The 15,277-nt window shown below is 73.2% G+C and carries 9 protein-coding genes; 5 read left to right on the top strand and 4 right to left on the bottom strand.

Going from position 1 to position 15,277, the window contains the following annotated elements; all coding sequences use genetic code 11:
• Positions 1–176 precede the first annotated feature (176 nt).
• Complete coding sequence (locus tag ACFTXQ_RS26270) at positions 177–1,661, top strand: DNA-3-methyladenine glycosylase 2 family protein (RefSeq protein ID WP_382644814.1); 1,485 nt, start codon at positions 177–179, stop codon at positions 1,659–1,661.
• A gap of 19 nt (positions 1,662–1,680) precedes the next feature.
• A complete protein-coding gene (locus tag ACFTXQ_RS26265) occupies positions 1,681–2,175 on the top strand; it encodes a methylated-DNA--[protein]-cysteine S-methyltransferase (RefSeq protein WP_382644812.1) in 495 nt (164 codons plus the stop codon).
• A 6-nt stretch (positions 2,176–2,181) separates the two neighbouring features.
• Here the strand turns inward: ACFTXQ_RS26265 and ACFTXQ_RS26260 are convergent, their stop codons facing one another.
• Complete coding sequence (locus tag ACFTXQ_RS26260; protein ID WP_382644811.1) at positions 2,182–2,610, bottom strand: hypothetical protein; 429 nt, start codon at positions 2,608–2,610, stop codon at positions 2,182–2,184.
• 65 nt (positions 2,611–2,675) lie between these two features.
• Positions 2,676–3,176, bottom strand: a complete 501-nt coding sequence (locus tag ACFTXQ_RS26255; RefSeq protein ID WP_382644809.1) for an NUDIX domain-containing protein — start codon at positions 3,174–3,176, stop codon at positions 2,676–2,678.
• Between the two features lie 274 nt (positions 3,177–3,450).
• Here ACFTXQ_RS26255 and ACFTXQ_RS26250 point away from each other — a divergent pair, with 274 nt between their 5' ends.
• Positions 3,451–4,470 (top strand): glycosyltransferase family 2 protein, encoded by a 1,020-nt coding sequence (locus tag ACFTXQ_RS26250; protein WP_382644807.1) that lies wholly within the window; start codon positions 3,451–3,453, stop codon positions 4,468–4,470.
• Positions 4,471–6,775: 2,305 nt separating this feature from the next.
• On the opposite strand, the gene ACFTXQ_RS26245 is transcribed toward ACFTXQ_RS26250, so the two are convergent.
• Positions 6,776–8,710 carry a BCCT family transporter gene (locus ACFTXQ_RS26245; RefSeq protein ID WP_382644805.1) on the bottom strand — a complete coding sequence of 645 codons (1,935 nt, stop codon included), beginning with the start codon at positions 8,708–8,710 and terminating at the stop codon, positions 6,776–6,778.
• A 143-nt stretch (positions 8,711–8,853) separates the two neighbouring features.
• Here ACFTXQ_RS26245 and ACFTXQ_RS26240 point away from each other — a divergent pair, with 143 nt between their 5' ends.
• Positions 8,854–10,002, top strand: coding sequence for a glycerate kinase (locus ACFTXQ_RS26240; RefSeq protein WP_382644803.1), 1,149 nt, complete (start codon positions 8,854–8,856; stop codon positions 10,000–10,002).
• Between the two features lie 148 nt (positions 10,003–10,150).
• Entirely contained in the window at positions 10,151–12,949 is a 2,799-nt protein-coding gene (locus ACFTXQ_RS26235; RefSeq protein ID WP_382644801.1) for a SpoIIE family protein phosphatase, read from the top strand.
• A gap of 18 nt (positions 12,950–12,967) precedes the next feature.
• Here ACFTXQ_RS26235 and ACFTXQ_RS26230 read toward each other — a convergent pair whose 3' ends face one another.
• Positions 12,968–15,031 (bottom strand): SpoIIE family protein phosphatase, encoded by a 2,064-nt coding sequence (locus tag ACFTXQ_RS26230; protein ID WP_382644799.1) that lies wholly within the window; start codon positions 15,029–15,031, stop codon positions 12,968–12,970.
• Positions 15,032–15,277 lie beyond the last annotated feature (246 nt).

Here is a 15,277-nt window from a genome sequence, read left to right as displayed (position 1 = left end):
CCCAGAACACATGATCGTACGTCTCCATCCCGATTTCATTGTCATTACACACTGCGGGGGCTCCGCCCCGAGCCCCCGCAGCGGCGCCGCACCCTGCTCGGCAGCCCCGACCGGGTCGTAGTCTTGATGTCGGAAAACTGCCAGCCGGAGGCAGCCGGAGCCCGGATCCTGGAGCCATGCACACCGACACCGAGCGCTGCGTCAGAGCCGTGCAGTCGAAGGACGCCCGCTTCGACGGATGGTTCTTCACCGCGGTCCTGACCACCCGGATCTACTGCCGGCCCAGCTGCCCCGCCGTGCCGCCCAAGGTCGAGAACATGACCTTCCTGCCCAGCGCCGCCGCCTGCCAGCAGGCCGGGTTCCGGGCCTGCAAGCGGTGCCGGCCCGACACCAGCCCCGGCTCCCCCGAGTGGAACGCCCGCGCCGACGCCGTCGCCCGCGCGATGCGGCTGATCCAGGACGGCGTCGTGGACCGGGAGGGAGTGCCGGGCCTGGCCCTGCGGCTCGGCTATTCCACCCGCCAGGTGGAGCGGCAGCTCAACGCCGAGCTCGGCGCCGGCCCGCTCGCCCTCGCCCGGGCCCAGCGCGCGCAGACGGCCCGGCTGCTCATCGAGACCTCCGAGCTCCCGATGGGCGACGTGGCCTTCGCCGCCGGCTTCTCCTCCATCCGCACCTTCAACGACACCGTCCGCGAGGTCTTCGCCCTGGCCCCTAGCGAGCTGCGGCAGCGCGCCGTCAAGGCCAGCCGCGCCAAGGACGCCACCCCCCGGATCCCGGGGACGATCAGCCTGCGGCTGCCGTTCCGGGCCCCGCTCACCCCCGACAACCTCTTCGGGCACCTCGCCGCGACCGCCGTCCCCGGGGTCGAGGAGTGGCGGGACGGCGCCTACCGCCGCACCCTGCGCCTCCCCTACGGCACCGGCGTGGTCGCGCTCACCCCGCAGCCCGATCACATCGGCTGCCGCCTCGCCCTGACCGACCTGCGCGACCTCACCATCGCCATCAGCCGCTGCCGCTGGATGCTCGACCTCGACGCCGACCCGGAGGCCGTGGACGAGCAGCTGCGCTCCGACCCGCTGCTGGCCCCCCTCGTGGACAAGGCCCCCGGCCGCCGGGTTCCCCGTACGGTCGACGCCCAGGAGTTCGCCGTACGGGCGGTCCTCGGCCAGCAGGTGTCCACCGCGGCCGCCCGCACGCACGCGGCCCGGCTGGTCACCGCGTACGGGGAGCGGATCGAGGACCCCCTGGGCGGGCTGACCCACCTCTTCCCCTCACCGCAGTGCCTGGCCGGCCTGGACCCGGAGTCGCTGGCCCTGCCGCGCAGCCGGCGCGCCACGCTGACCACCCTGGTGTCGGCCCTCGCCGACGGCTCGCTGCCCCTCGGCATCGACAGCGACTGGGAGGCGGCGCGCGCCCAGCTCTCGGCGCTGCCCGGCTTCGGCCCGTGGACCACCGAGATCATCGCGATGCGGGCGCTCGGCGACCCCGACGCGTTCCTCCCGTCCGACCTGGGCGTGCGGCGCTCCGCGCAGCGTCTGGGGCTGCCCTCCAGCCCCGGCGCGCTGACCGCCCGCGCGGCCGCCTGGCGGCCCTGGCGCGCGTACGCCGTGCAGTACCTGTGGGCCACCGAGGACCACGCCATCAACCACCTGCCCGTCTGACGTCCGAGGAGCACGATCCATGAGCAGCAAGCAGCACACCGTCGTCGACAGCCCCTACGGCCCGCTCACCCTGGTCGCCACGGACGGCGTCCTCAGCGGCCTCTACATGGCCGGGCAGCGCCACCGGCCCGCCGAGGAGTCCTTCGGGGAGCGGGTCGCGCCGGCCGAGGAGCCCTTCCCGGCGGTGGCCCGGCAGCTGGCCGCCTACTTCGCGGGGGAACTCACCGAGTTCGACCTCCCGCTCCGGCTGGAGGGCACCGACTTCCAGCGCCGCGTGTGGGACCAGCTGGTACGGATCCCCTACGGCGAGACGTGGTCGTACGGGCGGCTCGCCGCCGAGCTGGGCAAGCCGAACGCCTCCCGTGCGGTGGGCCTGGCCAACGGGAAGAACCCGATCGGGATCATCGTGCCCTGCCACCGGGTGATCGGGGCCTCGGGCGGCATGACCGGCTACGGCGGCGGCATCGAGCGCAAGGTGCGGCTGCTGGCCTTCGAGTCCGGCAGCCCGAGCTAGCCGGCCCTACACGACGAGCAGCGGGACCAGCAGTGCGAAGGCGGCCCCGGCCTCCACGGCGTAGCCGTACAGGGACGGGTGCTGGACGGGGGCGGCGAGCAGGACCACGCTCTGCCGGGCGGCGGCGGCCTCCACCCAGTCGGCGTCGGCGCCGAGGTTGCCCTGGTACCAGCCTTCGCAGGAGCCGGGGCCGCTGACGGCGAGGAGGTCGTCCTCGCGGCGGTAGAAGGCCTGCCACTGGGTGGCGGGCACGGACCAGCCCTCGAAGTCGGCGAACTGGGCCCAGCCGCCCTCGCGTATCGCGGTGTCGAACAGCCAGACCGGCGTGCCCTCGGGGGTGACTTCGCCCCCGGCCTGCTCGTCGGTGGTGAAGTGGACCATGGGCAGGGCGTCGGGCCCGTCGGCGGTGCTGGGCCAGGCGTACATCGTGATCATCAGATGATTCTGTCCTGCTCGCAGTAAGCCCGGTGTTACGAGGCCGGTCGTCGGGAGGCCGGTCTTCAGGATGCGGACGGGCGGCGGCCGTTCTCCAGTTCCGCGGTGCCCTCGCCCGACTGCAGGACCCGGTAGGCCTCTTCGGTGCGCAGTCCGAGCGATCCGGGGAGGTACGCGGTGAGTTCGGCGGGGTCGACCAGCCGCCAGGAGATCAGCTCGTCCTCCTGGAGCGTGATGGAGGCGAGCCGGTCGGCGTCCAGCACTCCGCCGTCGTAGAGGTACGCGACGAGCGGCGGGCGGTCCGGGCCGAGGGTCCAGTCGACGGCGAGGAGCCGGCCGAGCGGTACGTCGATGCCGATCTCCTCGGCGCTCTCGCGGCGCGCCGCCGTACGGGGTGACTCGCCCTGGTCCGACTCGATCGTGCCGCCTGGCAGGGCCCAGCCCTCGCGGTAGTTGGGCTCGACGAGCAGGACCCGGCCCTCGGCGTCCCGGTAGAGGGCGGCCGCACCGGCCAGCACGCGGGGCAGGCTCGCGATGTACGTGGCGTAGTCATCCGTGGTGGTCACCCGGCCACCCTACCGAGGCCTGCGGGCCACGGGGCGCGGGACATTCGGCCCCCGCCGGTACCGGAGACGGCCCCCAAGGCGATTGTTTTTCGGATGATATTGTTGCCGCTCGCCCGGGTCGCTGACTTCCGCCCTGTGGCGCCGAGGGCTCCGGTAGCCGGTGCGTCGCGAACACTTCGGCCCGGCGGTCCCTCGCGGACCGCGCTCGGCAGGTCAGATCGTCGGGCATCCGCCGGCGGTCTTCCGCTCTCGGAGATTGAAGACAAGCCCCGCCATGCAGAACGCAGCAGCCCCGGCACGCGAAGAGGCCGACAGGCCGGTCCCCGTGCTGTCCGTCGTGATCCCGATCTACAACGAGCAGGAGGCCCTGCCGCTGACCGTGGCGCGTCTGCGCCCGATCCTGGACGGCATGGGGATCGGCTACGAGGTCGTCGGCATCGACGACGGCAGCACCGACGCCACCCCGGTGATCATGCAGAAGATCCGCCAGGACTGGCCCGAGCTGCGCATCGTGCGGTTCGCCCGCAACTCCGGGCACCAGGCCGCGCTGACGGCGGGCATCCACCGGGCCTACGGCGAGTACGTCGTCTCCATCGACGCCGACCTCCAGGACCCGCCGGAGAAGATCGTCGAGATGTACGAGCTGGCCCGCGAGAAGGACCTGGACATCGTCTACGGCGTGCGCGGCGACCGCGGCACCGACACCTTCTTCAAGCGGCGCACGGCCGGCGCCTACTACTGGCTGATGCGCAAGCTCGTCGGCAAGAACATGCCCAACCAGGCCGGCGACTTCCGCCTGCTCAGCCGGGCGGCCGTGGACGCGCTCAAGTCGCTGCCCGAGCACCAGCCGGTCTACCGCCTGCTCGTGCCGTGGCTCGGCTTCAGCAGCGGTGAGGTCGTCTACGTCCGCGAGGAGCGGGTCGCCGGCAGCACCCACTACCCGCTGTCGAAGATGATCCGGCTGGCCCTCGACAGCATCACGAACTTCTCCGCCAGCCCGCTGCGGCTCGCCACCTGGCTCGGCCTGACGAGCTTCCTGATCTGCTTCGCCCTGGCGATCTACACCACGATCCAGTACGCGCTCGGCGCGACCGTCCCCGGCTGGGCCTCGCTGTTCATCGGCATGGTCTTCCTCGGCGGTGTGCAGCTGGTCTGCGTCGGCCTGCTCGGCGAGTACATAGGCAGGATCTACTCGGCCGTCCAGGCCCGGCCCGCGTACTTCGTCGGCTTCGACTCCGCCGAGGACGGCGCGGCCGAGGTGCCCGACCAGCGGGTCCCCGAGTACGCGGCCTGACGCGGCCTGAATCCGGCCGCCCCGGACCGGGGCGGCCGACGCACAGCAGGTAGGGAAGAAACAACACGTATGGGTACAACTGACAGCGCCGCGCCCGAGCGGACAGACTCCCGGGCGCGGCCGCCGGTCGGCTCGTCCCCGTCGCGCACGGCCGACCGGCCCGGACCGCTCGCCTTCTGGCGGTTCCTGCCGGCGGTCGCCGCCTACCTCCTCCTGGTCTCCTTGCTGCTGGCCTCGGACACCCCGGCCGCGGACATCGCCCGCTACACCTTCTACGTGCTGTGGGGCGTCGTGCTGCCCGGCACCCTCGTGTTCCGGGCCCTGCGCCGGCGGCCGCACTCCCTGGTCGAGGACCTCGCCTTCGGTGCGGTCACCGGCCTCGTCCTGGAGCTGGCCGCCTGGGCGGTCCTCGTCAAGGCCGGCGCCCAGTCGTTCGCCCCCGCGTGGCCGCTCGCCGTGGTGATCCCCTTCGCCGCGGTGCCGCGGCTGCGGCGGCACTGGCGCCCGCGCGGCTACACCCCCTCCTCCCCGGCCTGGTCCTGGTCGCTCTCCGGCACGGTGATGCTCAGCACCGTCTACTTCCACCAGGTCTTCCTGTCCCTGTATCCGGTGCTGCCGGACAAGGAGGGCAGCAGGCTCTTCGGCGACATGCCGTACATGCTGTCGCTCGCCGCGAACGCGAAGCAGAACGTCCCGCTGACCCTGCCCCAGGCCTCCGGCGAGCCCCTGTACTACCACTGGTTCACCTTCGCCCACATGGCGATGACCGACATGGTCGGGCACATCGACCTCGCGGTGATCGAGTCCCGGCTCATGGTCCCGGCGCTGAGCGCGCTCGGCCTGGTGATCACCGCGGTGGTCGCCCGGCGGCTCACCGGACGCGCCTGGGCGGGCCCCGTGGCGGCGCTGCTGGTCTTCGCGGTCGCCGAGTTCACGGCCGCCTACCCCAACCCCGTCCCCACCTGGACCTTCGGTGCGCCGGCCGTCCGGCTGATGTCGTGGTCGAGCCTCTCCCTGACGTACAGCCAGCCGCTGCTCATCGCGCTGATGGGTGTCGTCGGCGACGCGCTGCGCAGGAGCCGCCGGGACGCCGCTGCCATCGCGGCCGGTGAGGACGCCCCGCTCTTCGGCCGCGGGGTGTACGTCCTCGTCGCGATGTTCGCGCTGGCCTCCACCGCGGCCAAGGCGAGCACGCTGCCCGTCACGCTCGCCGGGCTCGCCCTCGCCGGGCTCGTGCTGCTGATCGCCGACCGCCGGATCCCGTGGAACGTGGTCGCGCTCGGCGCGGTCCTGGGCGCCGCCCAGCTCTTCGCGACGGCGGTCATCTTCCACTTCGAGAGCTACGGCCTCGAGGTCATCCCCTTCGGCAACGTCCGCGCCTACTGGGCCGACCCGGGGCAGCTGCGGTCGCCGGCCTTCCAGGCCCTCGTGGTCACGGCGACCCTGGCCGCGTTCGTACTGAACCACCAGCTGAAGCTGCTCGGCATGATCCCGCTGATCGCCCGCCGGCGCTTCAGGCTGGAACCGGTCCAGTGGTTCCTGCTCGGCGCCGCAGTGGCGGGCCCCTGCGCCTACCTGGCCGTCAACGGTTACAACGCCAGCTACTTCACCCTCGCCGCGCTGCCCTTCGGGGCCGTCCTGTCGGCCTGGGGCTTCTGCGAGACGTTCGAGCGCGCCGCGCTGGGCACGCGGGCCAAGGCCGGCCTCGCCGTCGGCGCGGTCGTCCTCTGCGGGCTGCTCACCTTCGCGATCCAGCGCTACTCGGGCCGCTGGTCGGCGTACGTCCTGCGGCTCGCCGGGGACCAGCGCACCGGCGCCTCCTACTCCGTGCTGCTGCCCGCGCTCGCCGCGGCCGCCGTACTGGCCCTGGCGGCCCTCGCCGGCGCCGTCCTGTGGCGGCTCGGCGGCCGGGTGTGGCCCGCGCTGCGCGGCCGCGGCGGGATCGTCCTGCTGACCGCCGCCCTCACGGCGGGCACCCCGGGGCTGTTCCACGACATGCTGCAGTCCCGGGAGGCCCTGTGGTCGTACTCCTGGGTGATGCCCGGAGCGCAGGTGCAGGCGGCGCGCTGGATCCGCGCCCACAGCGAGCCGGCGGACGTGCTGGCCACCAACAGCCACTGCTGGGAGCTGGAGGGCCCCCTCGCCCCCGGTGAGAAGTGCGACAACGTCCGCTCGCAGTGGCTCAGCGCCTACTCGGAGCGGTCGGTGCTGATCGAGGGCTGGGCGTACGCGCCGCGCGCGATGGCCCTCTCCGGCGGCAGCGCGGCCTACGGCGGCCCGTTCTGGGACCAGGACCTGTTCCGCCTCAACGAGGACGCCGTGTACCGCCCGACGGCCGCGGTCCTGCGCCGGCTCCACGACGAGTACCACGTCCGCTACGTGGTGGCGCACCGCCCGTCGGGCGACGAGTCGCCGCTCCTGGGCGACCTCGCGAAGAAGGTCTACGACAACGGCCGGATGGCGGTGTACGAGCTTTCGTGACCCGGTGGGCCGCACGGCCCGCCGGAGCTGGCGACCCCGGGCCCGCGCCGTCCTCGCGGTCCCGGGCCCTGGACTCCGCGACGCGCCGCAGCCGGGGATGCCGGGCCGGCGCCTGCTCGGTGATGGCGTCGCCGACCATGGCCCGGACCGCGTCGCGCAGCCCGTGCAGCGCGTGGTGGCGGGCGGGCCCGGCACCGGGGTCCTCCCGGAGTTCCTTCACCAGGGCCCAGCAGAGCACCAGCATGACGATGACGAACGGCAGCGCGACCAGGATCGTCGCGGTCTGGAGGGACTTCAGGCCGCCTGCGACGAGGAGGACGGCGGCGACGGCGGCCATCAGCACGCCCCAGGTGACGACCAGCCAGGTCGGCGGGTGGAGCGAGCCGCGGCTGGCGAGCGAGCCCATGACCAGGGAGGCCGAGTCGGCGCTGGTGACGAAGTACGTCATGACCAGGGCCATGGCGACCCACGAGGTGAGCGTGCCGAGCGGCAGCGCGTCCAGCATCGCGAAGAGCGAGGCTTCGGTACCGTCCTTGATCTTGGCGGCGAAGTCCACGGCGCCGGTGGAGTCGAGGCGGATGGCGGTGCCGCCCATGACGCAGAACCAGATCACGGTGGCGCCGCTGGGGACGAGGAGCACGCCGACGAGGAACTCGCGGATGGTGCGGCCGCGCGAGATGCGGGCGATGAAGGTGCCGACGAACGGGGCCCAGGAGAGCCACCACGCCCAGTAGAAGATCGTCCACGCGCCGAGCCACTCGGCGTCGGTGAAGGCACCGGTGCGGCTGGCCATGGGCAGCAGCTCGTGCAGGTAGCCGCCGACACCGGCGGGGATCACGTCGAGGACGTAGACGGTGGGGCCGAGGACGAAGACGAACAGCATCAGGGTGGCGGCGAGCACGATGTTGATGGTGCTCAGCCACTTCACGCCCTTGTGCAGGCCGGAGAAGGCGGAGAGCACGAAGGCCGCCGAGAGCGAGCCGATGATGATCAGCTCGACGGTGGTGGAGTCCTCCACGCCGGTGGTGATCTCGAGCCCCTTCGACACCTGGAGGGCTCCGAGCCCGAGGCTGGTCGCGGTGCCGAACACGGTGGCGAAGACGGCGAGCAGATCGATGGCCCTGCCCGGCCAGCGGTTGGACCGCTCCTCCCCCATCAGCGGGACGAAGGCGGAGCTGAGGCGGTTGCCGCGGCTCTTGCGGAAGGTCGCGTAGGCCAGGGCCAGCCCGACGATGCCGTAGATCGCCCAGGGGGTGAGGGTCCAGTGGAAGAAGGAGTACTCCATGGCCGCGCGGGCCGCGCCACCCGTGCCGGGGGCCGCCCCGGAGGCGGGCGGCGGGTTCAGGTAGTGCGTGAGCGGCTCCCCGACCCCGTAGAACATCAGGCCGATGCCCATGCCGGCGCTGAACATCATCGCGATCCAGGCCAGGTTGGTGAACTCCGGCTCGGAGTCGTCGGGGCCGAGGCGGATCCGGCCGAACCGGCTGATCGCGAGGACCACGCACATCACGAGGAAGACGTCGGCCGCGATCACGAACAGCCAGGCGAAATTGGACAGCACCCAGGCGAGCGCGGTGCCCGAGGCGGTGTCGAAGGAGCCCTTGGCGAGGGCCGCCCAGGCGACGACGGCCAGCACGGCGATCACGCCCACGGCGACGACGGTGCCGTCGGGCGCGCCGTCGGGCCTGCCGTCCGCGGGGCCTTCGGAGCGCCCGTCTGGGGAATCCGGACGTGGCTGTTCCAGTGAATCCGTGATCATGCCGCCACACTATGTGGGTGTATATCCGTATTTAGGGGCATGGCGCGCCGGGTGTGTCTCAGGCCACGCATGGGCATAGGAGGATCCTCCGGATAGGCTCAGGGTGGCGCGACTGCACTGTTCGATAGCAAGGGATTAGCAAGGTGACGGACGGAGCAGTAACTGAGACCGCGCGCGTGCTCATCGCCGCGGACAAATTCAAGGGCTCGCTCACGGCCGTTCAGGTCGCGGAGCGGGTGACGGCCGGCCTTCGCAAGGCCGTACCGGACGTGGAGGTCGAGACCCTCCCCGTCGCGGACGGCGGCGACGGCACGGTCGCGGCCGCTGTGGCGGCCGGTTTCGAACGCCGGGAGGTACGGGTCACCGGACCCCTCGGCGACCAGGTCACGGCCGCTTTCGCCCTGCGCGACGGCACCGCCGTGGTCGAGATGGCGGAGGCCTCCGGGCTGCAGCTGCTGCCGGCGGGCACCTTCGCGCCGCTGACGGCCACCACGTACGGCTCGGGCGAGGTGCTGAAGGCCGCGCTGGACGCGGGCGCGCGCTCGATCGTCTTCGGCGTGGGCGGCAGCGCCACCACCGACGGCGGCGCTGGCATGCTGGCCGCGCTGGGCGCGGTGTTCCTGGACGCGAACGGTGAACCGGTCGGTCCGGGCGGCGGCGCGCTGGCGTCCCTGGCCTCGGCGGACCTGTCGGGGATCGACCCGCGCTTCGCGGAGGTCGACTTCGTGCTGGCCAGTGACGTGGACAACCCGCTGACCGGCCCGAAGGGCTGCGCGGCCGTCTACGGCCCGCAGAAGGGCGCGACGCCGCAGGACGTGGCGACGCTCGACGCGGCGCTGGCGCACTACGCGTCGGTGCTGGAGAAGTCGATCGGCTCGAAGGCCACCGAACTCGCGGCCTCCCCGGGCGCGGGCGGCGCGGGCGGCATCGGCTACGGCGCCCTGCTGCTGGGCGCGAGCTTCCGTCCGGGCATCGAGCTGATGCTGGAGGTGCTGGGCTTCGCGCCGGCGCTGGAGCGGGCCACGCTGGTCATCACCGGTGAGGGCTCGCTGGACGAGCAGACCCTGCACGGCAAGGCCCCGGCCGGCGTCGCGGCCGCCGCGCGCGCCGCGGGCAAGCCGGTGGTGGCGGTCTGCGGCCGCCTGCTGCTGGGCCAGGAGGCCCTGGAGGCGGCCGGCATCCGCCGCGCCTACCCGCTGACGGACCTGGAGCCCGACCCGGCCAAGTCCATCCCGAACGCGGGCCCCCTGCTGGAGCGCGTCGCGGCCAACATCGCCGCCGACGTCCTCTGACCTGACGGCCCCGAGGCCCGGCACCCCCGAGAGGGATGCCGGGCCTCAGGCATATCCGGGCCCGGCGGCGTTCGAGGTCCCGCTCCAAGGCCGCAAGGCCGAGGCGGCGCCCACTCCCAAACCCTCTCGACAGTGTTAAAAAGGGCTCATGACCGGACGTTTTGGTCGCCAGCCGACCGGATGGGGCCCGCGCCTGCTGGCGCGCCTGTCCTCGGGCATGCGTAGCGTCGCCGGTCAGGTCTTCGCCCTCCAGGCGGTGATCGTGCTCCTGCTGATCGCGGCGGCCGCCGTGGCCCTGGTGGTCCAGGCCCGCTACGACAGCGAGCGCGACGCCCGCAACCGCTCGCTCGCGGCCGCCGAGGCCTTCGCGCACGCCCCCGGCCTCCCGGCGGCCCTCAAGTCGCCGGACCCGACCGCGACGCTCCAGCCGCTGGCCGACGCCGCCCGGCGGGCCTCGGGCGTCGACTTCATCGCCGTGATGAGCACCAGCGGGATCCGGTACACCGACTCGCGGCCCGAGCTGATCGGGGAGCGGGCCTCGGGCGACCTCTCCCGGGCCGTCGCCGGGCAGTCCTTCACGGAGACCTTCAGGGGCGAGCCGAGCGACGCGGTGCGGGCCGTCGTGCCCGTACGGGACGCCAGCGGCGCCGTCGTGGGCCTGGTCGGCACCGGCATCGAGGTGGTCAACGTCTCCGACGCGGTCGGGGACCAGCTCCGGCTGCTGCTCGGCGCGGCGGGCGGCGCGCTGCTGCTCGGCACGGGCGGCGCGGCCCTCGTCAGCAACCGGCTGCGGCGCCAGACCCACGGCTGGGGCGTCGCCGAGATGACCCGGATGAACGAACACCACGAGGCCGTTCTGCACGCCGTGCGCGAGGGCGTGCTCATCATCAGTGCCGACCGGCAGCTGCTCCTCGCCAACGACGAGGCCCGCCGGCTGCTCGACCTCCCCGCCGACGCCGAACAGCGGCACGTCGGCGATCTCGGCCTGGACCCGCGCACCGCCGAACTCCTCGCCTCGGGCCGCAGCGCCACGGACGAGGTGCACCTGGCGGGCGACCGGCTGCTCGCGGTGAACGTCCGCCCCACCAAGCCGTACGCGGGCCAGCCCTCCGGCACCGTCATGACCCTGCGCGACACCACCGAGCTCGCCGCGCTCTCCGGCCGGGCCGAGGTGGCCCGCGAGCGGCTCCAGATGCTCTACGAGGCGGGTGTGCGGATCGGAACCACCCTGGACGTGGTGCGCACCGCCGAGGAGCTGTCGGAGGTCGCGGTGCCGCGCTTCGCGGACTTCGTCACCGTGGAGCTGCTGGAGCCGGTGCTGCGCGGTGACGAGCCCTCGGCGGGCGCCGGGGTGTACAGCGAGATGCGGCGGGCGGCCATGAGCGGTGTCCGCACGGACTCGCCGCTTCAGCCGGTCGGCGACACCATCCGCTTCGAGGTGCCGACGGCGCCGATGGCGGCGGCCCTGGACGCCGGGCACGGGGTGCTCGCGGCCGACCTGACGGCCGCGATGGGCTGGCGGGCCCAGGACTCCGACGGGACCGCCGTCGCCCTCGACTACGGACTGCACTCGCTGATCTCCGTACCGCTCCAGGCCCGGGGCGTGGTCCTGGGCATGGCCAACTTCTGGCGGGCCGCCGACACGCCGGAGTCCTTCGACGAGGAGGACCTGTCCTTCGCGGAGGAGCTGGGGGCGCGCGCGGCCGTCTCCATCGACAACGCCCGCCGTTTCACCCGCGAGCACGCCATGGCCGTGACCCTCCAGCGCAGCCTGCTGCCGCGGGTGCTGCCCGACCAGACCGCCGTGGACGTCGCCTTCCGCTACCTGCCCGCGAAGGCGGGGGTGGGCGGGGACTGGTTCGACGTGATCGCCCTGCCGGGCGCGCGGGTGGCGCTGGTCGTCGGCGACGTCGTCGGGCACGGGGTGCACGCCGCGGCCACGATGGGGCGGCTGCGGACCGCCGTGCACAACTTCTCCACCCTGGACCTGCCGCCGGACGAACTGCTGGGGCACCTGGACGAGCTGATCAACCGGATCGACCAGGACGAGACCGGGGACGGCGGCTTCTTCGAGGAGGAGGACGGCGCCCCGGACGGGGTGGGCGAAGCCGCCGGCATCACCGGCGCCACCTGCCTTTACGCGGTCTACGACCCCGTGTCCGGGCGGTGCGTGATGGCCAGCGCCGGGCACCCGGGGCCGGCGCTGGTCAGCTCCGACGGGGAGGTGGAGTTCCCCGAGCTGCCGGCCGGGCTCCCGCTGGGCGTGGGCGGCATGCCCTTCGAGGCCACCGAGCTCCTGCTGCCCGAGGGGAGCCGCCTGGTGCTGTTCACCGACGGTCTCGTGGAGGACCGCCACCGGGACTTCGACGCGGGCCTGACCCTGCTCTCCGAGACCCTGTCCCGGACCGGCCGCAGCCCCGACCAGGCCTGCTCGGACGTGCTCTCCGCGCTGCTGTATCCGGTGCAGAGCGACGACATCGCCCTGCTGATCGCCGACACCCGGCTGCTGGAGCCGGAGCGGATCGCGGAATGGGAGGTGCCCGGCGACCCGTCGGCCGTCTCCCGGGTGCGCAACGCGGGGGCCGCGCAGCTCGCCGCCTGGGGGCTGGAGGACATCTCCTTCACCACCGAGCTCATCCTCAGCGAGCTGATCACCAACGCCATCCGGTACGGCAGCGCGCCCGTGCGCGTACGGCTGCTGCGCGACCGCAGCCTGATCTGCGAGGTCGCCGACGGCAGCAGCACCGCCCCGCACCTGCGGTACGCGGCCACCACCGACGAGGGCGGGCGCGGGCTGTTCCTCGTCGCGCAGTACTCCGAGCGGTGGGGAACGCGCTACACGGAGCGCGGCAAGGTCATCTGGGCCGAGCTGCCGCTGACCGGGGGCGCGGAGCCGCCGGCGCCCGCGCCGCTGGACCTGGACGCGCTGGAGGACCTGGCCTGGTAGTCCCCGGCCCCTGGCCTCCTACGGGCGGGTGCGGGCCAGGAGGACCGCCACGTCGTCCTGGGGGGCACTGGGCAGCAGGCTCCGCAGGATCCCGTCGCACAGCTCCTCCAGCGGCTGCCCGGCCCCGTGCAGGGCCTGCGCCAGCCGGTCCAGGCCCTCGTCGAGGTCCCGGTCCCGGGCCTCGATGAGTCCGTCGGTGTAGAGCACGAGCAGGCTTCCCGGGGGCAGCGGCACCTCCTCGGTGCGGAAGTCCTGCCCGCCGGTCCCCAGTGGGGTCCCGGGCGGCCCGTCGAGGAAGGTGATGGTGCCGTCGGCCGCGGCCACCGCCGGCGGCGGGTGGCCGGCGCGGGCGACCACGCAGCCGCCGGACACCGGGTCGTGGACGGCGTAGACGCAGGTGGCCATCTCGTCCTCGCCCAGGTCGGCCACGACCGCGTCGAGCGAGCGGAGCATCCGCTCCGGGGGCACGTCGAGGCGCGCCAGGGTCCGTACGGCCGTGCGCAGCTGTCCCATGACGGCCGCCGCGTGGATCCCGTGGCCCATGACGTCCCCGATGACCAGCCCGGTCCGGCCGCCGGGCAGCTGGATGACGTCGAACCAGTCCCCGCCGACGTCGTGGTCGCTGGCCGGCAGGTAGCGGCCGGTGAGTTCGAGGCCGGTGACGTGGGGCAGGGCGCTGTTGGTGAGGCTGCGCTGGAGGGTGAGGGCGGCGTGCCGCTGCCGGGTGTACATCCGGGCGTTGTCGATGTTGAGGGCGGCGCGGGCGACCAGTTCGTCGATGAGGACGCGGTCCTGCTCGTCGAAGGGTTCGCGCTCGCGCAGCCGGGTGACGGCGACCGCGCCGAGTACGGTGCCGCGCGCGACCAGCGGGATCATGCGGGCGGAGCCGAGGGTGGCGAGGTAGCTGCGCAGCGGACCGGCGCGCGGGTCGGTGATCAGCGCCGGGACGTCGGAGGCGTACAGGTCCATGGGCCGGCCCTCGGAGATGACCTGTTCGTAGACCGAGCCGGTGGGGATCTGGAAGGTCTGGCCGGGGGCGAGTTTCGCCGTGGGGGCGTCCGGGTCGGGGAAAGAGGCCGCGAGCCGGCGCATGACCCCGCGGGTGGAGGCCGCGGGGACGGCGGCCTCGTCGGGGCCGAGGAGCGCTTCGAGGAGCTGTACGTCGGCCGAGTCCGCGAGCTGCGGTACCAGGACGTCCACGATCTCCTGGGCGGTCTGCCGCAGGTCCAGGGTGGTGCCGATGCGGGTGCCCGCCTCCGCGAGCAGGGCGAACCGGTGGCGGGCCCGTTCGGCGTCGGCCTGGGCCTGCTGGCCCTCGGTGATGTCGATGAGGGAGGCGATCAGGCCGAGGCGGTGCCCGGAGCCGTCGAGCAGCGGGGCGTAGGAGCAGGACCAGGTGCGGTCGTGCCCGGGGTCCGCGGGGGTGCGTCCGGTGCGGCGGACGTCGACGACGGGGGTGCCCTTGTCGAGCACCTGCTGCATCATCGCCTCCAGCGCGGTCGCGTTGACCCCGGGCACCACCTCGGTGAGCCGCCGGCCGAGATGTTCGGCGGCGGACACCCCGTTCATCCGGGCCAGGGCGTCGTTGACGCGCAGGAAGCGCAGGTCCGGGCCGAGGGTGCCGAGGCCGATGGGTGACTGGGTGAAGAGGCTCTGGAGGGCGGCGAGGGAGTCCCGCATGTGGAGGACCTCGGAGGTCTCCACGGCGATCAGCATGGCGCCCGTACGGCCGTGCGGGTCGGCGGCGGGGACGATCCACATCTCCATCGCGACGCGGTGGCCGTCGCGGTGGCGGACGGGCAGGGTGCCGACGACGGTCTCGCCCGCCTGCACGCGGCGGGTCAGCTGATCGGCGAGCCCGCGGTTGGGGTCGGGGACGAGGACTTCGGTGCCGAGGCGGCCGAGGATGTCCTCGGGGCGGTAGCCGAGCAGGTCCTGGGCGGCGAGCGACCATTCGACGATCCGGCCGTCCGCGTCCTCCCGCCACAGGGCGATCGGCAGCAGCTCGCGGAGCACGTCGGCGTAGCCGACGGCCGCCACCGGCGGATCCGGCACCTCGCTCGTCGACTGGTACGTGTCCACTGCACCGACCTTGCCCCGGGGGCCCGATTCCTACCGATTCACCCTATCCGAGGCATCGGCGCGGGGCTCTGCGTCCGGCACTTTCCGCAGCCGCCTTCGCCGGGCTCTTGACTCCGGAGAAATAGGGAGGAAACTCATCAATACACCGGAATACCGGAAAGAGCCGCACCTCCCTCCGGAGACGTCCTGAGGCCCGCGTGACCCTGTTCCAGGCTCTGGCCAGGCCCCCGGCAGCACTTGCGTTCC

Origin of the sequence: Streptomyces sp. NPDC057010 (assembly GCF_042673805.1) — a bacterium.
In the GTDB taxonomy this organism is placed as follows: Bacteria; Actinomycetota; Actinomycetes; order Streptomycetales; family Streptomycetaceae; genus Streptomyces.
This window is presented reverse-complemented; position numbering and strand designations above follow the sequence as displayed.